Source organism: Mumia sp. zg.B21 (assembly GCF_019550855.1).
Classification (GTDB): domain Bacteria; phylum Actinomycetota; class Actinomycetes; order Propionibacteriales; family Nocardioidaceae; genus Mumia.
In genome coordinates, this window is record NZ_JAHWCJ010000002.1 from 1 (window position 1) to 20,630 (window position 20,630).

Consider the following 20,630-nt stretch of genomic DNA (forward strand, 5'->3'; position numbering starts at 1 on the left):
CGCCAGGGACCCCTCCCCCGCCCAGCAGTGGCGGTCGGCGATGTGGGTGCCGCGACCGCCCGGGACGCGCCTTCGCGCGGCTCGTCGACGACGAGCGACACCTGTGTGGTCTCCAGAGGAGAAGCCATGAGACCGGGCTGGGCGAGTCCTGCGCGCCAGGAACTCGGTCGGCCCCGCAAAGAGAGGAGTCAGAAGTGCCGAACGCTGCCCCGTCGTCGACTCAGGAGAGTCCGCGAGTGGACGACGCCAAGGCTCAGCGTGCTGCCGCCAAGGCGTACGCGAAGGCTCAGCGTCCCTGGTACCGCAAGAAGCGTTTCATCATCCCCCTCGCGCTCGTGGTGGTGGGAGTGATCGCCGTCTCGAGCGGGGAGGAGAGCGAGGCCGGATCCACGACGACCGGCTCTTCGACCACATCGGAGGGGAACGCAGCGCCGAAGCCGTCGTACACCAAGAGCCAGGAGGAGGCGATCGAGGCCGCCGAGTCCTACCTCGACACGGGACACTTCTCCAAGAAGGGCCTGATCAGCCAGCTGTCCTCGTCGTACGCCGACGACTTCACGAAGGCGGACGCACGCTTCGCGGTGAACCACGTCGACGTCGACTGGAAGGCGGAGGCGGTCGAGGCCGCCGAGTCCTACCTCGACACGGGACACTTCTCCAAGAAGGGCCTGATCGGCCAGCTCTCCTCGTCGGCCGGCGAGGGGTTCACGCGCGCCGAGGCCGAGCACGCCGTCACGACGGTCGACGCCGACTGGAAGGCGGAGGCCGTGGAGGCGGCCGAGTCCTACGTCGAGCTCGGGGGCTTCTCCCGGAGCGGGCTGATCGACCAGCTGACGTCCTCGGCCGGCGAAGGGTTCACGCAGGCCGAAGCCGAGTACGCCGTCACGAAGGTCGGCCTCTGAGACCAGCGTCCTCGACACTCCGCAGCACCCGCGCCCGACCGGCAGCAACGCCGCCGGTCGGGCGCACTCGTCTCTTCTCCCCTCGTTCACTCCCGTGTCACGGTTGTGTAACGAGTCATGGGAGCGCTCCCAAGATCCTTGACGCAATCTGTGACGGCAATCACAGTGTCTGTGGGAGCGCTCCCATCAGACGGGGGCGGCGAAGGAGAGGATCACCGTGTCACACACACGCCGTTCGCGTTTGCTGGCTTCAGCAGCAGCGCTCGTCATGATGTCGTCGCTCGCCGCGTGCGGCGGGGACAGCGACGACGAGTCCGGGAAGGACGTCACGCTCCGCGTGAACCTGTTCGGCAAGTTCGGGTATGCCGACCTCTACAAGCAGTTCGAGAAGGAGAACCCGGGCGTCAAGATCGTCGAGACCGCCGAGGGCGACCTCGGCAAGTACAACACGCAGCTCACCCAGCGGATCGCCGCGGGGACGGGCGCAGGAGACGTGGTCGCGATCGAGGAGGGCCAGGCGGTGAACTTCCTGGCCAGCGCCGACAAGTTCGTCAACCTCCAGGACCACGGGGCCAACGACCTCAAGGACCAGTACCTCCCGTGGAAGTTCGAGGGCGCCACCACCGCCGACGGCTCCACCACGATCGGGCTCGGCACCGACGTCGGAGGGCTCGCGATGTGCTATCGCCGTGACCTCTTCGAGAAGGCCGGCCTGCCGACCGACCGCGAGCAGGTGGCCGCCCTGTGGCCGACGTGGGACGCCTTCATCGCCACCGGCCAGAAGTTCCAGGCGGGCATGAAGGGCCAGAAGTCGAAGTTCATCGACAGCGCCACCAACACCTACAACTCCATCCTCATGCAGGGAGCCGACCACACCTACTTCGACAAGGACGGCGAGCTCGTCATCGAGAGCAACCCCGCGATCAAGACCGCGTGGGACAAGGCGCTCGAGATGGACGAGAAGGGCATCTCGGCCGAGCTGAAGTCGTTCTCGCCGGAGTGGAACGCCGGCTTCAAGAACGGCGACTTCGCCACGATCGCCTGTCCCGCCTGGATGACCGGCTACATCAAGGACCAGGCCGGTGACGCGAACGCCGGCAAGTGGGACATCGCGACCGTCCCCGGCGGTGCCGGCAACTGGGGCGGCTCGTGGCTGGCCGTTCCGGAGGCCAGCGAGAACCAGGACATCGCGATCAAGCTCGTGAAGTTCCTGAGCAGCGCCGACGGACAGCTCGCCGCGTTCAACGCGGTCGGCAACCTCCCCTCCAACCCGACGCTGTACGACGATCCCGCGCTCAAGGAAGCGACGAACCCGTACTTCAGCGACGCACCGGTGGGCCAGCTGTTCGTGGCCGGCGCGGCCAACCTCGAGCCGGTCTTCCTCGGCGCGAAGAACCAACCCGTGCGTGACGCCGTCGAGAACTCGATGCGTGCGGTGGAGAACGGCAAGCGCAGCCCGAGCGAGGGATGGAGCACGGCCGTCAAGGACGCCGAGAAGGTCGCGGGGTAGGTCCGGCACGGCTCGCACCGGCGAGCCCTCACGCCCGTGGTGCCCGCGCCGCGCCCCCTACCGTGGCGCGGGCACCACGTGTCCAGCTCTCCACCTCGGACCAGGAGCCCGACATGCACCTGCGCGACCGGCTCGCCCGGATCGACATCCACGGCGCGCCGTACTTCTTCATCGCCCCGTTCTTCATCCTCTTCGGGATCTTCGGAGCGTTCCCCCTCGTCTACACCCTCTGGGTCTCGCTCCACGACTGGAGCCTGCTCGGCGGCAACGAGGGGTGGGTCGGGCTCGAGAACTACAGCGAGCTTCTCGCTGACGGCTACTTCTGGAACAGTCTGCTCAACACCTTCGCGATCTTCCTGATCGCCACGATCCCCCAGCTGATCGCCGCGCTCGCCCTCGCCCAGGTGCTCAACTCCAGCCTGCGCGCCCTCACCTTCTGGCGGATCGGCGTGATCATCCCGTGCGCGACCTCGGTCGCGGCGGTCGGGATCATCTTCACGATGATGTTCGCCCGCGACTTCGGGGTCGTGAACTGGCTGATCGGTCTGGTCGGCGTCGAGCCGATCGCGTGGAACCAGGAGCGCCTCCCGTCGTGGATCGCGATCGCCACGATGGTCGACTGGCGGTGGACGGGCTACAACGCGCTCATCCTGCTGGCGGCACTCCAGGCGGTCCCCAAGGACCTGTACGAGTCGGCCCGCCTCGACGGCGCGTCCGCAGCCCGGCAGTTCTGGTCCATCACCATCCCCATGCTGCGTCCCACGCTGATGTTCGTCGTCACGGTCTCGACGATCGGCGGGATCCAGCTGTTCACCGAGCCGCTCCTCTTCAACCCCGGAGCGAACTCGATCACCGGTGGCGACACCCGGCAGTTCCAGACGAGCGCGATGTACGTCGTCGAGCAGGCCTTCACCGGCCAGCGCTTCGGCTATGCGGCGACGATCGCCTGGATCCTGTTCGTGGTGATCGTGGTGGTGTCGCTCGTGAACTCCCTGCTCGTACGCCGCATCCGATCGGTCGACTGAGGAGCATCCGATGACGACACCCTTGACCACATCCGTCGCGCTGCCAGAGCTCGTCGACGAGCCCGACGAGCCCCCGCACCGCAGACGGGGCCGCTCCCGGCTCCACCGCGCCTCGCCGCTGACCTACCTGACGCTCACCTTCGTGCTGATCGCGTCGGTGGCCCCGCTCTACTACATGGTCGTGATGGCCTCGCGTCCCAACAGCGACATCACGAGCAACCCCCCTCCGATCACCCCGGGAGGCGAGCTCCGCGACAACGTGACCCGCGTGTTCGACAACCCCGACGTGGTCTTCGCCCAGGCGCTGCTGAACTCGCTGCTTGTCTCCCTGGTCGCGACGATCACCGTCGTCACGCTGTCGGCCCTGGCCGGGTTCGCGTTCGCCAAGCTGCGCTTCCGCGGCAAGAACGTGTATCTGCTCGCGGTGATCGGCACGATGATGGTGCCGGTCCAGCTGGGGTTGGTGCCGCTCTACATGCTCATGGGCTGGGTCGGCCTCGCCGGCAGCCTGTGGTCGGCGGTGCTGCCCTTCCTCGTGACCGGGTTCGGCGTGTTCTTCATGCGTCAGTACATCATCCAAGCCATCCCCGACGAGCTCATCGAGGCAGCCCGCGTCGACGGCGCGTCCACCTTCCGGATCTTCGCCCAGATCATCTTTCCCGCGCTGCGCCCCGCGGTCGCCGTGCTCGGCCTGCTCACCTTCATGGAGCGGTGGAACGACTTCATGTGGCCCTACCTCACACTCTCGCCGGAGAACCCGACCGTCCAGGTCGCCCTGTCGCGACTCTCGGGCGGCTACTACACCGACCAGGCGCTGGTGATGGCGGGCACGCTGCTCGCCACCGTGCCCCTGGTGCTCGTCTTCGTCCTGTTCGGCCGCCGCATCGTCGGCGGAATCATGGAAGGTGGAGTCAAGGCATGACCGACCTCGTCACAGAGCCGCTCACCACGCTCGCCACGGCGTTCCCTCCGGACTTCACGTTCGGCGCCGCGACAGCGGCCTATCAGATCGAGGGCGCGGTCACCGAGGACGGGAGGACGCCGTCCATCTGGGACGTGTTCTCCGCCGAGCCCGGCCGCGTGCACAATGGTGACACCGGTGAGGTCGCCTGCGATCACTACCACCGCATGCCGTCCGACGTGGCGATGATGCGCGACCTCGGCCTGAGGGCGTACCGGTTCTCCATCGCCTGGCCGCGCGTCCAGCCGGGAGGCCGCGGTCCCGTGAACGCCCGCGGCCTCGCGTTCTACGACCGCCTCGTCGACACGCTGCTGGAGAACGGGATCCCGCCCTGGGCGACCCTCTACCACTGGGACCTGCCGGTCGAGCTCGAGCAGGCAGGCGGCTGGCCGGCCCGCGAGACCGCGTACCGCTTCGCCGAGTACGCCGGCCTCGTCGCCGACGCCCTCGGCGACCGGCTGAGCGGGCTGATCACGATGAACGAGCCGTGGTGCTCGGCGTTCCTCGGTTACGGCAGCGGGGTCCACGCACCGGGTCGCCGCGACGGCACGGCCGCGCTGGCCGCCTCGCACCACCTGCTCCTCGGGCACGGCCTGGCGGCGGAGTCGGTCCGGGCGGCGGCACCCGCGGTGCCGTTCGGCATCACCCTGAACCTCTACCCGACCTCGCCCGGTGTCCCCCCGACCTACGACGGCCCGGACCGGGCGGCCTACGACGACGCCGTCCGCCGCATCGACGGGATCTCCAACCGCTGGTTCCTCGACCCTGTCTTCGGGCGCGGCTACCCCAGCGACGTCGTGGAGGACGTCCGCTCGACCAGCGCGCTCGAGTTCGTGCGTGACGGTGACACCGACATCATCGCGGCGCCGATCGACTTCCTGGGCATCAACTACTACACCCGTCACGTCGTCGCGCCGGGCGCCTACCCAGGGTCAGCGGGGGTCGAGTTCCTCTCGCGCGGCTTCCCGGTGACCGCGATGGGGTGGGAGGTGGACCCGGATGGTCTGTACGACGTCATCCGCCGCGTGCACGACGACTATCCCGCCGTGCCGATCGTCGTCACCGAGAACGGCTCCGCCTACGAGGACGTGATGGGGGCCGACGGCGCCGTGCACGACGAGGCGCGCCTCGCCTACCTGCGCGACCACCTGGGTGCGATCGCTCGCCTCATCGCCGACGGTGTCGACCTGCGCGGCTACTTCGCGTGGTCGCTGATGGACAACTTCGAGTGGGCGTTCGGCTACGACAAGCGGTTCGGGCTCGTGCACGTCGACTACGCGACCCAGCAGCGGACGCCGAAGGCGAGCGCACGCTGGTACGCAGACCTTCTTGCCACGCACCGCAACGGTACGGAGCTGCCGAACGGGATACTGGGCCCATGACGGGCAGCCGGGCGGACGGGACGACGAAGCGCCCCACGCTCGAGCAGGTCGCAGCGCTCGCCGGTGTCGGACGCGGGACGGCGTCGCGGGTCATCAACGGTTCGCCGTCGGTGGCTCCGCAGACGCGCGACGCCGTCATGAAGGCCGTGGCCGATCTCGGCTACGTCCCCAACCAGGCGGCGCGCTCGCTCGTCACGCGACGGACGGGCGCGATCGCGCTGGTGATCTCCGAGCCGGAGGAGCGGCTGTTCAGCGAGCCGTTCTTCGCCGGGGTGGTGCGGGGCATCTCCAGCGTCATGGACGAGCGCGACCGTCAGCTGGTGCTCGTGCTGGTGCACGGAGCGGCCGAGCGACGCGACGAGCCCGCGGCGTACCTGAGCCCGCAGCACGTCGACGGCGCCCTCCTGCTGTCGCAGCACGAGGGCGACGACCTTCCCCAACGACTGCGCGAGCGCGGTCTGCGCCTCGTCTTCGGCGGTCGGCCGCCGAGCGACGACGGTCAGAGCTGGGTCGACGTGGACAACGTCGGGGGTGCCCGTGCCGCCGTGGCCCATCTCCTCGCCCGACGGCGTACGACGGTTGCCACGATCGCGGGTCCCCCGGACATGCAGGCTGGACGCGACCGGCTCCTTGGCTACCGCGAGGCGCTCGACGCCGCCGGTGTCCCCTTCGACACCGACCTCGTCGCGACCGGCGACTTCACCGAGCTCGGCGGCTGGCGGGCGATGCGTCAGCTGCTCGAACACCGACCCGATCTCGACGCGGTGTTCGTGGCGTCGGACCCCATGGCGCTCGGCGCGCTCCGCGCGCTGCGTGAGGCGGGTCGGTCCATCCCGGACTCGGTCGCCGTGGTCGGGTTCGACGACTCACCGATGGCTGCGGTGAGCGACCCTCCGCTCACGACGGTGAACCAGCCGGTCGAGCTGCTCGGGCGCGAGGCGGCCGAGATGCTGCTCGCCCGCCTCGCCGACCCGGAGGGGGCGAGCCCTCGCAGCGTGGTGCTTCCGACCAGCCTGGTCGTGCGCGGCTCGTCCTGACCCGCGGGATCAGGTGGTGAGGGCCTCGTCCGACGTGTCGGTCCCGGATGTCACGGCCGAGGCACCCAGAAGCCCGAAGCACGCAAGCCCGGCCGACTCTGCGTCGCCGCGTACGACGGCGGCCGCGAGGACCTCGAGCCGCTCCCGCAGCTGTGGCGACTCCTCGGGCTCGGCGGTCTGCACGGCGAGGAGGTCGTCGAGGTCACCGAGCAGCGTGTCGCCGGCGAGCTTGCGGACGCACCGCCAGACCTCCCCGAACGCCGGCACCGTCCCGTCGTCGCCCAGCATCGCGATCCGCATGGCCTTCTGGCGGTGCTGCGCCGCAGCGCGGGCGATGCCGGCCATCACCGCCTCCCGAGCCGCGGCCACGTCGGGGCGTGGACGCGTGGCGATGCGGCCGGACAGGTCCTCGGCACCGGTCGGCGACTCCCGGACGAGCGCGCCGACTCCGTGCCGCACCTCGACCCGCCCCTGCGTCTCCAGCGCCGCGAGCGCCTGCGCCAGCGTCGCGCGGCTGACCCCGAGGTCGCGGGCGAGCTGACGCTCGGGAGGAAGCCGGTCTCCCGCGACCAGACCCTGCGCCTCGATGAAGTCAGAGATGTGCTGCGCGAGGTGCTCGTACAGCCGCGGACGGGCGACGGGTCCGGGCCCGCTGCGTCGACCCTCGGCCTTGCTCATGGCACCGAGGGTACTTGACTTTTGCGGACGTGGACCAGAGGCTAGGCCACTGTAACTGTGGTCTGGACCACACTGATCACCTCACCTGGGAGGGTCCCCCGTGTCCACCGAAATCATCGCGTTGGCCGCCCTCGCGCTGGTCTTCCTGATCGCGACCGTCCGCAGCATCAACATGGGCGCGCTCGCCCTCGTCGCCGCCTTCATCGTCGGCCTGAGCGTGTTCGGCGACGACACCGACACGATCATCAGCGGGTTCCCCGGGGACCTCTTCGTGATCCTCGTCGGCGTGACCTATCTCTTCGCGCTCGCGAAGAACAACGGGACGGTCGACTGGATCGTCCACGGCGCCGTCCGGGCGGTGCGGGGACGCGTCGCGCTCGTGCCGTGGGCCATGTTCTTCGTCTGCGCGGTCGTCACCGGGATCGGCGCGGTCAGCCCCGCCGCGGTCGCGATCGTGGCGCCCGTCGCGATGGGCTTCGCGCACCGCTACCGGATCCATCCCGTGATGATGGGCATGATGGTCGTCGAGGGCGCCACGGGCGGCAGCTTCTCGCCGATCGGCATCTTCGGGAGCATCACCAACGGGGTCGTCGACTCCAACGACCTCGACGGCAGCCCGACGTTCCTCTTCCTCGCCGCGCTGTTCGCAGCGTTCGTCGTCGCGGCCATCACCTACGTCGCGTTCGGCGGCCGCGAGCTCATCCGGCGCGGCAAGGACGAGCGTGCGCTCGCGGAGATCGGCGCGACCGCCGGCGCGGCGAGCTCGTCGGCGACGCGCGTCCCGGTCACCGGGACGCCCGGCTCGGTCGTCGAGCGCGGCCTCGGCCACGAGGACGGCCCCGACGCGATCGACGACGACACCCGCCTCAACCTCGAGCGCTCCACGACTCTCCTCGGCCTGGTCGCGCTGATCATCGGAGCTCTCGCCTTCGACCTCGACGTCGGTTTCACCGCCCTGACCGTGGCCGTCGCCCTGACGCTGCTCTTCCCCCCGTCGGCCCGCGGAGCCGTCGAGAAGATCAGCTGGGGCACGATCCTCCTGGTCGGCGGCATCGTCACCTATGTCAACCTGCTCCAGAACCACGGCGTCGTGTCCTGGCTCGGCGACCGCGTCGCCGAGGTCGGTGCCCCGCTGGTCGCGGCGCTGCTGATCTGCTTCATCGGTGCGGTCGTGTCGGCCTTCGCGTCGACCACAGGCATCATCGGTGCCCTCATCCCGCTGGCCGTGCCGTTCCTGCTCACCGACCAGGTCAGCGCGATCGGCCTGATCGCCGCCCTCGCGATCTCCAGCTCGGTGGTCGACTGCAGCCCGTTCTCCACCAACGGCGCGCTGATCGTGGCGAACTCCGACGAGGCCGACCGCGAGCTCGTCTTCAAGCGGCTGATGCAGTGGGGCATGTCGATCGTCGTGGTCGCCCCGATCGTGACGTGGGCCGTCCTCGTCCTCCCGAGCGCGTGAGCGACCAGCACGAAGCCCGACCGGCGGGCGGCGACCACGCCGCCCGCCTGCGGGAGTCGTTCACCGTCCAGGCCGAGACGTTCGAGCAGCCGGCACTCAACGCGGCGTTCACCTCCACGCTCGACTGGATCATCGAGGCCGTCGATCCTCGCCCCGCCGACCGCTGTCTCGACCTGGCTGCGGGCACGGGCCTGATCGGGCGAGCGCTGTCCCCGCACGTCGCCGAGGTCACCTGCGTCGACACCACGGCCGCGATGGTGGATCGTGGGCGTCGCGCCGCCGCGGCCGAGCGGCTGAGCAACGTCGCGTTCGTCCTCGCCGATGCCACCGCGCCGGTCGTCGCGCCGGGCAGCGTCGACGTGGCGGTCACCCGGTTCTCGCTGCACCACGTCCCCGATCCCGTCGGCATGCTGCGCGCGATGGTCGACGCCGTGCGGCCGGGCGGACGACTCGTCGTCCACGACCTCGCCGCACCGCGAGACCCGGCGGTCGCGGCCCACCAGGACGCGATCGAGAGGTGGCGCGACGACTCGCACCTGCGTACGCCGGTCCTCGGCGAGGTCGCCGCCCTCCTGCGGGACCTTGGCGCCGTCGTCGACCGTACCGCCCGGCGCGCGTACGTCCGGCTGCTCGAGCCCTGGCTGGAGCAGGCCCGCACCCCGTCCGACCGTGCCGACCGCGTGCGTGCGGCCTTCGCCGAGGAGCTCTCCGGAGGGACGCCCACGGGTCTGCACCCCGAGGAGCGCGAGGATGGTGTCTGGTTCACCCAGACCTGGGAGCTCACCGTCGCCCACCGCCCGTGATCCGCTGTCCCTCAGCCAAGGAGCACCGCATGCTGTCAGACATCGTCGTCCTCGACCTCACCCGCGCCCTGGCCGGGCCGCACGCCGCGATGATGCTCGGTGACCTGGGCGCCCGGGTGATCAAGGTCGAGTCGCCGGGCGGTGACGACACGCGCGGATGGGGTCCGCCGTTCGTGGGTGAGCCCGGAGACGAGGAATCGACCTACTTCCTCTCGTGCAACCGCAACAAGGAGTCGGTCACGGCCGACCTCAAGAGCAGCGAGGGCAAGGAGCTGCTCACCCGGCTCGTCCGGCAATCCGACGTGCTCCTCGAGAACTTCCGCCCCGGCGTGCTCGCGCGCCTCGGGTTCTCCGAGGAGCACCTCCACGAGCTCAACCCGCGCCTGGTCGTCTGCTCGATCACGGGCTTCGGCCACGACGGTCCCGAGGGCGGCCGCGCGGGCTACGACCAGATCGCGCAGGGCGAGGCCGGCCTGATGAGCCTCACCGGCCCCTCGCCCGAGGAGCCCACGAAGGTGGGCGTGCCGATCGGCGACCTGCTGGCCGGCATGAACGCCGCGTACGGGGTGGTGGCCGCGCTGCACGAGCGCCACACCACGGGGCGGGGACGGGTGGTCCGCACGAGCCTGCTCGCGAGCATCGTCGGCGTGCACGCGTTCCAGGGCACCCGGTGGACCGTCGCGGGCGAGGTGCCGCAAGGCATGGGCAACCACCACCCCTCGATCTCCCCGTACGGGCTGTTCCGTACGGCCGACGCCCCCGTGCAGATCGCGGTGGGCAGCGAAGGGCTGTGGGCGCGGTTCGCACCGTTGATCGGACTCGACCCTGCCGCCGCACCGTACGCGACGAACCCGGACCGTGTCCGGCGTCGAGACGACCTCACCGCGGTGGTGGAGGAGAGGTTCGCCGACGAGGGTGCGGAGACGTGGCTGGCGCGGCTGGCCGAGGCCGGCGTCCCGGCGGGCAAGGTGAGGACGCTCGACGACGTCTACACCTGGGCCCAGACGCTCTCGCAGGGTCTCGTGATCGACGTCGAGCACGAGAGTCTCGGCACGGTGCAGCTGCCCGGGCCCTCCTTGCGGCTCGACGACAACGCGTTCGCCGGCGGCCGCGAGCACCACCTGCCTCCGCCGCGGCTCGGACAGCACAACGCCTCCGTCGCCGCCTGGCTCGACGCGGCCGAGGCCGCGGAGGCCGCGCCGCCGAGGTGACGGGGCAGCCCGGCGCCGCCGGCGCCGCCGGCGTCACCGGCATCACCGGCGCGGCAGGGTCACCACCGGGACGGGGACGCGCGTCATGATCCGCGGCGCATTGGATCCGAGGAAGATCCGGCGCAGCGGTCCTTCGCGGCTCGACGTCATCACCAACAGGTCGCCCTCGAGCCAGCGGACGCGGTCGACCGCGCTGCGCCAGGAGTCGCCGACCGCGACCAGAAGGTCGGTGACCTCGGCGCCCTCCCTCTCGAGCAGCGCCGCGGCACGGTCCTGGACGGCGGTGACCCGTTCCTGCCACGCCCGGAAGACGTCGTCGTCGGCGCGACGGCCTCCCCCGTCCGGCAACGCCGGCACCCGCCGTACCCCGAACGTGACCAGGGCGATCCCCACGCCGGCCCGCTTCGCCAGGGCGACCGTGCCACCGACGGCCGAGTCCACGCCCTCGTCGGAGTCGACGGCGAGCACGATCCGCTCGACCCGGTCGCTCCACTCCGACCAGAAGGCCCGTGGCGCCACCATCACCGGCATCGGCGCGCGGTGCAGCAGCCAGCTCGCCACGCTGCCGAGCGCCAGATGACCGATCCTCGCGTCGCCCGAGGAGCCCACCACGAGCATCGACGCCTCGACGCGCTCCGCCTCCTCGACCAGGGCGCGCGGGACGGACCGGGCGGCGCGGACGACGACGTCCGAGACCACCGCCGGAGGGAGGCCCTCGCGAGCACTGCTCACCGCCTCGGAGGCCATCGCCTCCAGGTGCCGCCGCCAGTCCGCGTCAGCGCCGGAGGCTGCAGTGCCCCGTCCCCACGCGTCGGCCACGACGCAGCAGAGGACCAGATCCTCCCCGGTCGACGCGGCGAGACGGCCCGCGAGGTGCACGGCGTTCGAGCCACGTCCGTCCGGGCCGACCGCCGCGACCACCGTCATGACCGTGCCTCCTCGTCCCCGTCGGCGCTCCGCAGCGTCGAGCGCTTGAAGCCGTAGGCGAAGTAGAAGATCAGGACCACCGAGACCCATCCCAGGAACACCAGCCACGTGACAAGGTCCAGGCCCGTGATCACATAGAGGCAGGCGGCGATGGAGAGCAGCGGCAGCACCGGGTGGAACGGCACCTTGAACGTCCGCTCCAGGTCGGGGGCGCGTCGCCGCAGGATGATGACACCTGCCGCGACCACCATGAACGCCACCAGCGTCCCGATGCTGACCGTGTCCAAGAGCCAGTCCAGCGGGATGAATCCGGCGATGATCGCGACCACGGTCGCGACGATGATCGTGTTCGGGACGGGGGTCAGGGTCCGCGGGCTGACCCGGGCGAAGATCGGTGGCAGCATCCGGTCGCGGCCCATGGTGAAGAGGATGCGCGTCTGGCCGTACATCACGACGAGGGTGATGCTGAAGATCGAGATCACGGCCCCTGCGGCGAGGACCGTGCTCGGCCAGGTGGACCCGGTGACGTTCTCGAGGATCTGCGCGAGCCCGGCCTGCTGTCCCTCGAAGTCCTGCCAGGGTTGCGCCGCGACCGCGGTCAGAGCCACCGCGACGTAGAGGATCGAGACGATGAGGAGCGACCAGATGATGGCCCTCGGCATGGTGTGCGCCGGGTCCTTGACCTCGTCCCCGGCGGTCGAGACGGCGTCGAGCCCGATGTAGGAGAAGAAGATCGTCGCCGACGCCGCCTGGATCCCCGCGACGCCGAACGGCGCGAAGTCACTCAGGTTGTCGGTGCTCCAGCCCGTGGCGGCGATCGCCACGAAGAGGATCAGCACACCGACCTTGATCGCCACCATGACGGTGTTGACGATGGCCGACTCGCTGGCGCCGCGGATCAGCAGCATCGCGCAAAGGCCGACCAGGACCATCGCCGGCAGGTTCACAATGCCACCCGCCTCGGGGGCGTACGACAGGTCGTGCGGGATGGTGGCCCCGAAGAGGTTGTCGAGGAGCTGGTTGAGGTACTCCGACCAGCCGACGGCCACGGCTGACGCCGACACCCCGTACTCGAGCAGGAGACAGGCGGCCACGACCATCGCGACGACCTCGCCGAGGGTGGCGTAGGCGTACGAGTAGGACGACCCCGACACCGGCACGCTCCCGGCCAGCTCGGCGTAGCAGAGCGCCGTGAGCCCGGCGGTGACCGCGGCGATCACGAAGGACACGACCACGGCCGGGCCGGCATCGGGGACGGCGGTGGTGAGGACGAAGAAGATGCCCGTCCCGACGGTTGCCCCCACCCCGAAGCCGATCAGCTGGACGAGCCCGATCGTGCGCTTGAGGCCCTCCTCGGCGTGCGGCCGCCGACCCACCGGCATCCGTCGGAAGATCTGTGAGGCGAACGACTCGGCCATGACCGATCAAAGGCACGGTCACGACCGCCCCGCAAGCCGGAGTGCGGCGGCGGGACGGCGTCGGAACGGCAGTAACCGGCGTCACGCATGGTGCGCGCGGCGCTCGGGTACCGAACGGTCTCCGACCGAAGGAGGCGCCTTTCCGATGGCCACGTCCACCAGCCCGCGCGACGGGCACGCGACCCTCGCGGACCGTCCACCGTCGCTCGCCCTGCCCGGGATCGTGCTGGGAGCCGGGCTCGGCGGGTTCGTCGACGGAATCCTCCTGCACCAGATCCTGCAGTGGCACCACCTGCTGACGTCGACCAACACCGACAACATCGGTGTGCCCTACTACCCGGCCGACACGGTGCACGGCCTCGAGATCAACACGCTGTGGGACGGCATCTTCCACGCCGTCACCTGGCTGCTGGTCCTCACCGGGCTGGCTCTCCTCTACTCGCGCGTCCAGCACTCGCGCGGACGGGTGTGGGCCTCGCGCGCGCTGTGGGGCTGGGTGCTCGTCGGGTGGGGCGTCTTCAACCTCGTCGAGGGCATCGTCGACCACCACCTGCTCGGGATCCACCACGTACGGAGCGGTCCGAACGAGCTCGCCTGGGACCTCGCGTTCCTGGCCCTCGGTGCGGTGCTCGTCCTCGTCGGGTGGCTGCTGCAGCGCGGCGCCACGTTCACCGACGACCGGGCTGTGGCCGACCGGGCATGAGCCGGCTGACCGCGGCGGCCGGCCCCGGCGTGCTCGCGCACGGGCCGTCGCACGACGAGGGGGTCGGCAGCCGGCTCCTCGAGATCGCCCTGACGACCGGCCCGCTGGTCGTCGTCACGCTCCTCGCCCTCGCCTACGTCGCCGCGGCTGTGATCGAACGCGGGCGTCGCGGGTGGTCGACCGTCCGCACCGTGGCCTTCGTCGCGGGTTCGGTGGTGCTCCTGCTGGCCCTCTCCCCCGCGTTCGACCGCTACGCCGACGACGACTTCGCCGGGCACGCCGCGCAACACATCCTGATCGCCATGCTCGCCCCGCTCCTGCTGGTGCTCGCCGCGCCCGTCACGCTGCTGCTGCGTACCCTCCCGCACGCCGGAGCCGTCCGCGTGGGCCGGATCCTGCGGTCTCGACCCGTCGGGGTGCTGACCCGACCCGTCGTCGCGCTCGTCCTCAGCAGCGGTGGGCTCGTGCTGCTCTACTTCACCCCGCTGTACGACCTGAGCACCCGCAACGGCGCCGTCCACGGCCTCGTCCATCTCCACATGCTGCTGGCGGGCCTGCTCTTCGCCTGGGTGATCGCCGGTCCCGACCCTGCGCCTGGCCGGGCCACGGTGCCCGTGCGCCTCGTGGTGCTCGGGGTCGCCATCCTCGTCCACGCCGTGGTCTCACAGCTGCTGTACGCCGGCCTGCTGGTGCAGGTCCGCGAGCCCGTGGCGGAGATGCAGGCCGCGGGGAACCTGATGTACTTCGGCGGCGACCTGGTCGAGCTGATGCTGGCGCTCGCGCTCCTGCTCACCTGGCGCACGAAGCCGGCGCGGACGCACGAGGGCCCCGAGACCGTGCGGTCCCGGGGCCCTGTGGCGATCAGCTGATCATGCGATCACGCTGATCGGACTGCTCAGACGAACTTCTCGTCCTTCGCGGCCTTCTCGAGCAGCAGTGCGGGCGGGGTGAAGCGCTCGCCGTACGCCGCGGCGAGCTCCTGGGCCCGCTCGGTGAACGCCTGCACGCCGATGCGGCCGTCAGCAGCCTCGTAGCCGTTGATGTACTGCAGCGCACCACCGTAGACCGGCGGGAAGCCGATGCCGAAGATCGAGCCGATGTTGGCGTCGGCGACGGTGCGGAGCACACCCTCCTCGAGACAGCGGACCGTCTCGATGGCCATGATGAAGGTGTAGCGCTCCTGCATGTCGGCCCACGGGATCTCCGCGCCCTCCTTGCGGAACTGCGAGAGTCCCGACCAGAGGTGCTTCTTGGCGTCGGCGGGGTACTCGTAGAAGCCCGCGCCGGCCGCCTTGCCCTTGCGGTCGAGGTCGACGAGCGTGTTGATGACGTCCATCGCCGGGCTGTCGGGGAAGGCCTTGCCCTCGCCCTCGGCGGCGGCCTTGGCCTCGCCGTTGATCTTCTGCGGCAGGGTCAGCGTGACCTCGTCGATCATCGCCAGCGGCGGAGCCGGGAAGCCCTTCGTCGTCGCGGCGCGCTCGATCGAGACCGGGTCGAGGCCCTCGGCGAGCATCTCGGCGCCCTCCATCGTGAGGGTGCCGAAGACGCGGCTGGTGAAGAAGCCGCGGCTGTCGTTGACGACGATCGGCGTCTTCTTGATCTGCTTGACGTAGTCGAGCGCGCGGGCGATCGCCTCGTCGGAGGTCTTCTCGCCCACGATGATCTCGACCAGCGGCATCTTGTCGACCGGCGAGAAGAAGTGGATCCCGATGAAGTCCTCGGGACGCTTGACGCCGTCGGCGAGGATCGTGATCGGCAGCGTCGACGTGTTGGACCCCAGCAGGGCGTCGGGCTTCACGACCGGCTCGAGGTCACCGAAGACCTGCTTCTTGAGCTCGACCGACTCGAAGACGGCCTCGATGACGAAGTCGCATCCCTCGAGCTCGGCGTAGTCGGCCGTCGGGTGGATGCGTCCGAGGATCTCGTCGCGCTTCTCGGCCGTCAGGCGCCCCTTCTCGACCTGCTTGTCGAGGAGCTTGGTGCTGTAGGCCTTGCCCTTCTCGGCCGCCTCGATCGAGATGTCCTTGAGCACGACGTCGATGCCCGCACGGGCCGAGACGTACGCGACGCCGGCGCCCATCATGCCGGCACCGAGGATGGCGAGCTTGGTGGCCTTCGTCTTCTCGATGCCCGCCGGACGCGAGCCGCCGGCGTTGATCGCGTTGAGGTCGAAGAAGAACGCCTGCGTCATGTTCTTGAACTGCTGGCCGGTGACCAGGTCCACGAAGTAGCGCGACTCGATGCGCGAGGCGGTGTCGAAGTCGACCTGCGCACCCTCGACGGCCGCCGACATGATGTTGCGCGGAGCCTTGAACGGAGCGCCCTTGGTCTGCTTGCGCAGGTTGGACGGGAACGCCGGGAGGAACTGCGCCAGCTTGGGCGACGAGGGGGTGCCGCCGGGCATCCGGTAGCTCTTCTTGTCCCAGGGCTGGGTGAAGGCCTCGGCGTCGTCCTTGTTGGCGAGGATCCACGCCTTGGCGGCGGGGACCAGGTCGTCCTGCGTGGCGACGACCTGGTCGATCAGACCGGTTTCGAGGGCGCGCTGGGGCTTCATGCGCGGTCCCTGGAGGAGGACCTCCATGAGGGCCTTCTGCAGGCCGAACATCCGGACGGTGCGGGTGACGCCGCCGCCGGCGGGCAGCAGGCCCAGGGTGACCTCGGGCAGACCGATCTCGTAGCGGCCCTCGACGGCGATGCGGCGGTGGGTCGCGAGAGCGATCTCCAGGCCGCCACCGAGCGCCGCGCCGTTGATCGCCGCGACGACCGGCTTGCCGAGCGTCTCGAGCGTGCGCAGCGTGGCCTTCATCGCCTCGACGCTCTCGAACACGACAGGCGCGTCCGCGGGGGTCATCTGCGTCATCAGCTTGAGGTCGCCACCGGCGAAGAACGTGCTCTTGCCGCTGGTGACGACGACGCCGGTGACGTCGTCCTTCTCAGCGACGAGACGGTCGACCGCCGCCTTCATCGAGGCCTGGTAGGCCTCGTTCATCGTGTTGGCGCTCTGGGTCGGGTCGTCGAGGACCAGGGTGACGATGCCGTCCTCGCCGCGTTCGTAACGGACGGCCTCGGCCGCCGTGGTCGTAGCGTTCTCAGTCATTCGTGTGTGCTCCGTGAACTCTGCTCGTCAAGAAAGGGTGAGTCGGTGGGCGAGGGATCAGAGACGCTCGACGACGGTGGCGATGCCCATGCCGCCGCCGACGCACAGCGTCGCGACGCCGTAGCGCTGGTCGCGTCGCTCGAGCTCGTCGACGAGGGTGCCGAGGATCATCGCACCGGTCGCGCCGAGCGGGTGGCCCATCGCGATCGCTCCACCGTTGACGTTGACGATGTCGTGCGGGACGGACATGTCCCGCATGAAGCGCAGCACCACCGCGGCGAACGCCTCGTTCATCTCGTACAGGTCGATGTCGCTCGCCTCGAGGCCCGCCTTCGCGAGAGCCTTGCGGGTCGCCGGCGCAGGGCCGGTGAGCATGATCGTGGGCTCCGAGCCGGAGACCGCGGTCGCGAGGATCCGGGCGCGCGGGGTGAGGTCGTTGCGCCGGCCCGCCTCCTCGTTGCCGATCACGACGATCGCGGCACCGTCCACGATGCCGGAGCTGTTGCCGGCGTGGTGGACGTGGTCGATCTTCTCGACCGAGTGGTACTTCTCGAGGGCGACGGCGTCGAACCCGCCGAAGTTGCCGATCGCCTCGAACGACGGTGCGAGCGAGGACAGCGACTCGACCGTGGTGCCCGGACGCACGAACTCGTCGTGGTCGAGGATCGTGAGGCCGTTGACGTCCTGCACCGGGACGACCGACTTGGCGAAGTAGCCGTTGGCGATCGCCTTGGCGGCACGCGCCTGCGACTCCGCGGCGTAGGTGTCGACGTCGGTGCGGCTGAAGCCCTCGATCGTCGCGATCAGGTCGGCGCCGATGCCCTGGGGCACGAAGTCGGTCGCGAACGCGGTGGCCGGGTCCATCGCCCAGGCGCCACCGTCGGCGGCCATCGGGACGCGGCTCATCGACTCGACGCCGCCGGCGAGGATCAGGTCCTCCCAGCCGGACCGGACGCGCTGCGCGGCCTGGTTGACCGCCTCGAGGCCCGAGGCGCAGAAGCGGTTGAGCTGCACGCCCGCGACGCTGTCGGGGAGTCCTGCGGCGAGCGCGGCGGTCTTGGCGATGTCGGCGCCCTGGTCGCCGACAGGGGTGACGCAGCCGAGGACGAGGTCCTCGACCTGGCCGGGATCCAGAGTCGGGTTGCGCTTCTGGACCTCCTCGAGGAGCCCGGTCACGAGGCTGATGGGCTTCACCTCGTGCAGGGATCCGGTCTTCTTGCCGCGCCCGCGGGGGGTGCGGATCGCGTCGTAGATGAATGCCTCAGTCATGGCGGTCCTTCGATTCGTTGACGACCCGACAAAGTTACTTGCGAGTAACGAGTGTGTCAATGATACCTAAAGGCCACTATGACACCACCGCTGTCATGGTGTTGTCGCGCGGTGGTCAGTGGCGCGACCACTCCCCGAGGAGCACCTGGAGCGCGGCCACGAGGGCCACCGGCTGGTCGAGCATGATGTGGTGCCCCGCGTCCGGGACGACGGTGACGGGAACGTGCCCGCCCAGCCGCTCGGCGACCGTTGTCGTGATGTCGGTGGTCGCCATGCCCCGCTCCCCTCGGACCAGGGCCGTGGGGCAGTCGGTCTCGGCCACCTCGGCGGGCTCCATCTGGGCGCTGAGGAACACGTGCGGGTCGAACTTCCAGGTCCAGCCGCCCTCCACCTCGCGCACCGAGCCCGCCGCCACGTGCTCACGGACGTACGGGAGGGTCGCGTCGTCGGGCGGCAGCGTACGGAAACGGCGCACGATCTCGTCCCAGCTGGGATAGACCTTGTTGCCGGGCAGGTGCCGCCCGGACTCCTTCCACGCGCGGGTCTCCGGCGACATCTGGCGCACCGGGGAGTCGATCGCGCAGGCGCCAGCGAGCCGTGACCCGTGGTCACGGGCCGCGGTCAGGCTCACGAACCCGCCCATGCTGTGCCCGATCACGACCGGCAAGACGCCGTCCTGTGCACCACCGGACGGCGTCTCGGCCGCGGCGACCGCCATCACCTCCTCGGCGAAGGTGGCGAGGTCGTACTGCCGTCGCCACTGCGAGTCGCCATGCCCGGAGAGATCGATCGCGGCGACCCGGTGCGACGCCGCGAGGAACGGGGCGACGTGGTCCCACCAGCCGGCGTGCGCCGCGCCTCCGTGCACGAGCACGACCACAGGCATCCCCGGCTCGCCCCACGTGCGGTAGGCGATCCGTGCGCCGGCCACGTCGACGTCGTGGCGGTGGTACGGCGTTGCGACCGCCTCGGAGAACCAGGCGGGTACGGCGGTGACCGGCGCCGCACCGGTCGTCTGCGAAGACATGGGCCCCCTCGGGGAGGACGAGCTGTGATCCTTCCGGAACCCTACGACCGGCGGCGTACGATCTCGCGCTTGGTCTCGTTGACGGCGCTCTCGTAGGCCGTCACGAGCGCTTGCACCGTGAGCGGCTTGAAGCGCTCGACCATCGCCGCGATCGCCTCCGACGACTCGCCGCTCGCTCGGTAGTGCGGCAGCACCTTGTCGCGGAAGACCTCGGTCAGCTCCTCCGCGATCGCCCGGGCATGCGTCTCGAAGATGCGCTCGGCCTCGACGGCGCCGTCGAGCGGGAGACCGAGGTCCATGAGCTCGATGCCGATCGACAGGTGGGCGGGCGCGACTCGGAAGACGTCCTCGTCGGGCGTCGGCTCGACCACCCGCAGCGCGACGAGCAGCTCGATGTCGTCGTCGGACAGCGGCCTGCCCGCGCGCGCCTCCAGCGTCGCCCGGTCGGCCGTCTCGGGCAGGTCGGAGAGCCAGGGCGCCAGCATCGTGCGTTGAAGCGCGACGTCGCCCGGCGTGGCCGTGGGCGAGAGGCGCTCGAGGTATCCCTCGATGGCCGAGAGCGTGAAGCCGTGCGCCTGGAGCTCGCGCACGAGCTCGAGCCGCACCAGGTGGTCGGCACCGTAGAACCCGTTGCGCCCCTCGCGGACCGGCGGCGGGATGAGCCCTCGGCCGGCGTAGAAGCGGATCGTACGGACGCTCATCCCGACCCGCTCGGCGAGCTGCTCGACCGACATCCGGTCCGGTCCTGTCGGGGTCATGTCCGCACGATAGACCGCTCGACGGCTCTGGTCAGTCCACCCCCATCGGCAGGATCACGACGGGGCACGGGGCGGTCCGGGCGAGGACGTCGCTGACCGAGCCCAGGGCGTTGTGCCTGATCGTGGACGTGCCGTGGCTGCCGATCACGAGCAGCTGTGCCCCAGCAGCGACCGACAGGAGGACGTCGACCGGCAGCCCTTCGTGGACCCCGACCGCCACCTCGGCGTCGCCGTCGTGGAGCGCGGCCACCTCGGCCGTCTCGGCCGCGAGGCGCTCGCCCTCGGCGATGGTCCGGACCGACGATCGGTCGGGATCGACGGTGATCACGACCTGCACCGCCGCGCCCCGCAGGTCGGCCTCCGTCATCGCCCAGTGGAGCGCGCGTCGCGCTCCCGCCGAGCCGTCGCTGCCGACGACGATCGTCCCGGTCCGTTGTGGAGACTCAGTCATGCCGCCATCCTG

The 20,630-nt window shown here is 70.3% G+C and carries 19 protein-coding genes; 11 read left to right on the forward strand and 8 right to left on the reverse strand.

Annotated elements, in window-relative coordinates:
- Positions 1-236 precede the first annotated feature (236 nt).
- From KV100_RS08700 to KV100_RS08725, 6 genes are all read left to right on the forward strand, one after another.
- Complete coding sequence (locus KV100_RS08700) at positions 237-902, forward strand: Ltp family lipoprotein (protein ID WP_220342577.1); 666 nt, start codon at positions 237-239, stop codon at positions 900-902.
- A 268-nt stretch (positions 903-1,170) separates the two neighbouring features.
- Positions 1,171-2,412: an ABC transporter substrate-binding protein gene (locus KV100_RS08705; protein WP_255560565.1), complete on the forward strand. Its 1,242-nt coding sequence runs from the start codon at positions 1,171-1,173 to the stop codon at positions 2,410-2,412.
- Between the two features lie 113 nt (positions 2,413-2,525).
- On the forward strand, positions 2,526-3,437 hold the full coding sequence (locus KV100_RS08710; protein WP_220342579.1) for a carbohydrate ABC transporter permease: 912 nt from the start codon (positions 2,526-2,528) through the stop codon (positions 3,435-3,437).
- Between the two features lie 10 nt (positions 3,438-3,447).
- Entirely contained in the window at positions 3,448-4,359 is a 912-nt protein-coding gene (locus KV100_RS08715) for a carbohydrate ABC transporter permease (protein WP_220342580.1), read from the forward strand.
- Positions 4,356-5,780 carry a GH1 family beta-glucosidase gene (locus tag KV100_RS08720; RefSeq protein WP_220342581.1) on the forward strand — a complete coding sequence of 475 codons (1,425 nt, stop codon included), beginning with the start codon at positions 4,356-4,358 and terminating at the stop codon, positions 5,778-5,780. The genes KV100_RS08715 and KV100_RS08720 overlap by 4 nt, the downstream gene beginning before the upstream one ends.
- The gene (locus tag KV100_RS08725; protein ID WP_220342582.1) at positions 5,777-6,817 is read left to right on the forward strand and encodes a LacI family DNA-binding transcriptional regulator; all 1,041 of its coding nucleotides are present in this window, start codon (positions 5,777-5,779) and stop codon (positions 6,815-6,817) included. The genes KV100_RS08720 and KV100_RS08725 overlap by 4 nt, the downstream gene beginning before the upstream one ends.
- A 9-nt stretch (positions 6,818-6,826) precedes the next feature.
- On the opposite strand, the gene KV100_RS08730 is transcribed toward KV100_RS08725, so the two are convergent.
- Complete coding sequence (locus KV100_RS08730) at positions 6,827-7,495, reverse strand: FadR/GntR family transcriptional regulator (RefSeq protein WP_220342583.1); 669 nt, start codon at positions 7,493-7,495, stop codon at positions 6,827-6,829.
- Positions 7,496-7,595: 100 nt separating this feature from the next.
- Between KV100_RS08730 and KV100_RS08735 the strand changes: the two genes are divergently transcribed.
- Genes KV100_RS08735 through KV100_RS08745 form a run of 3 tightly spaced genes read left to right on the forward strand, consistent with a single transcriptional unit; the run spans position 7,596 to position 10,968 of the window.
- Positions 7,596-8,954 carry an SLC13 family permease gene (locus KV100_RS08735; protein WP_220342584.1) on the forward strand — a complete coding sequence of 453 codons (1,359 nt, stop codon included), beginning with the start codon at positions 7,596-7,598 and terminating at the stop codon, positions 8,952-8,954.
- Positions 8,951-9,757, forward strand: a complete 807-nt coding sequence (locus KV100_RS08740) for a class I SAM-dependent methyltransferase (protein WP_220342585.1) — start codon at positions 8,951-8,953, stop codon at positions 9,755-9,757. Before KV100_RS08735 ends, KV100_RS08740 begins: the two co-directional genes overlap by 4 nt.
- Before the next feature lie 29 nt (positions 9,758-9,786).
- Complete coding sequence (locus KV100_RS08745) at positions 9,787-10,968, forward strand: CaiB/BaiF CoA-transferase family protein (protein ID WP_220342586.1); 1,182 nt, start codon at positions 9,787-9,789, stop codon at positions 10,966-10,968.
- A gap of 42 nt (positions 10,969-11,010) precedes the next feature.
- Here KV100_RS08745 and KV100_RS08750 read toward each other — a convergent pair whose 3' ends face one another.
- Together KV100_RS08750 and KV100_RS08755 are read right to left on the reverse strand one after the other, a co-directional pair.
- The gene (locus KV100_RS08750) at positions 11,011-11,895 is read right to left on the reverse strand and encodes a universal stress protein (protein ID WP_220342587.1); all 885 of its coding nucleotides are present in this window, start codon (positions 11,893-11,895) and stop codon (positions 11,011-11,013) included.
- Positions 11,892-13,313 carry an APC family permease gene (locus KV100_RS08755; protein WP_220342588.1) on the reverse strand — a complete coding sequence of 474 codons (1,422 nt, stop codon included), beginning with the start codon at positions 13,311-13,313 and terminating at the stop codon, positions 11,892-11,894. The genes KV100_RS08750 and KV100_RS08755 overlap by 4 nt, the downstream gene beginning before the upstream one ends.
- Before the next feature lie 145 nt (positions 13,314-13,458).
- On the opposite strand from KV100_RS08755, the gene KV100_RS08760 reads away from it, so the two are divergent.
- The gene (locus tag KV100_RS08760; RefSeq protein ID WP_220342589.1) at positions 13,459-14,016 is read left to right on the forward strand and encodes a DUF2243 domain-containing protein; all 558 of its coding nucleotides are present in this window, start codon (positions 13,459-13,461) and stop codon (positions 14,014-14,016) included.
- Positions 14,013-14,885, forward strand: coding sequence for a cytochrome c oxidase assembly protein (locus tag KV100_RS08765; protein ID WP_220342590.1), 873 nt, complete (start codon positions 14,013-14,015; stop codon positions 14,883-14,885). Before KV100_RS08760 ends, KV100_RS08765 begins: the two co-directional genes overlap by 4 nt.
- 26 nt (positions 14,886-14,911) lie before the next feature.
- Here KV100_RS08765 and KV100_RS08770 read toward each other — a convergent pair whose 3' ends face one another.
- The 5 genes from KV100_RS08770 to KV100_RS08790 form a co-directional block, all read right to left on the reverse strand.
- Positions 14,912-17,113 carry a 3-hydroxyacyl-CoA dehydrogenase NAD-binding domain-containing protein gene (locus KV100_RS08770; protein ID WP_220342591.1) on the reverse strand — a complete coding sequence of 734 codons (2,202 nt, stop codon included), beginning with the start codon at positions 17,111-17,113 and terminating at the stop codon, positions 14,912-14,914.
- Between the two features lie 57 nt (positions 17,114-17,170).
- Positions 17,171-18,382 (reverse strand): acetyl-CoA C-acetyltransferase, encoded by a 1,212-nt coding sequence (locus KV100_RS08775; protein ID WP_220342592.1) that lies wholly within the window; start codon positions 18,380-18,382, stop codon positions 17,171-17,173.
- A 115-nt stretch (positions 18,383-18,497) separates the two neighbouring features.
- Entirely contained in the window at positions 18,498-19,409 is a 912-nt protein-coding gene (locus KV100_RS08780) for an alpha/beta fold hydrolase (protein ID WP_220342593.1), read from the reverse strand.
- Positions 19,410-19,450: 41 nt separating this feature from the next.
- On the reverse strand, positions 19,451-20,167 hold the full coding sequence (locus KV100_RS08785) for a MerR family transcriptional regulator (protein WP_220342594.1): 717 nt from the start codon (positions 20,165-20,167) through the stop codon (positions 19,451-19,453).
- A gap of 31 nt (positions 20,168-20,198) precedes the next feature.
- Positions 20,199-20,618 (reverse strand): universal stress protein, encoded by a 420-nt coding sequence (locus KV100_RS08790; RefSeq protein WP_220342595.1) that lies wholly within the window; start codon positions 20,616-20,618, stop codon positions 20,199-20,201.
- Positions 20,619-20,630 lie beyond the last annotated feature (12 nt).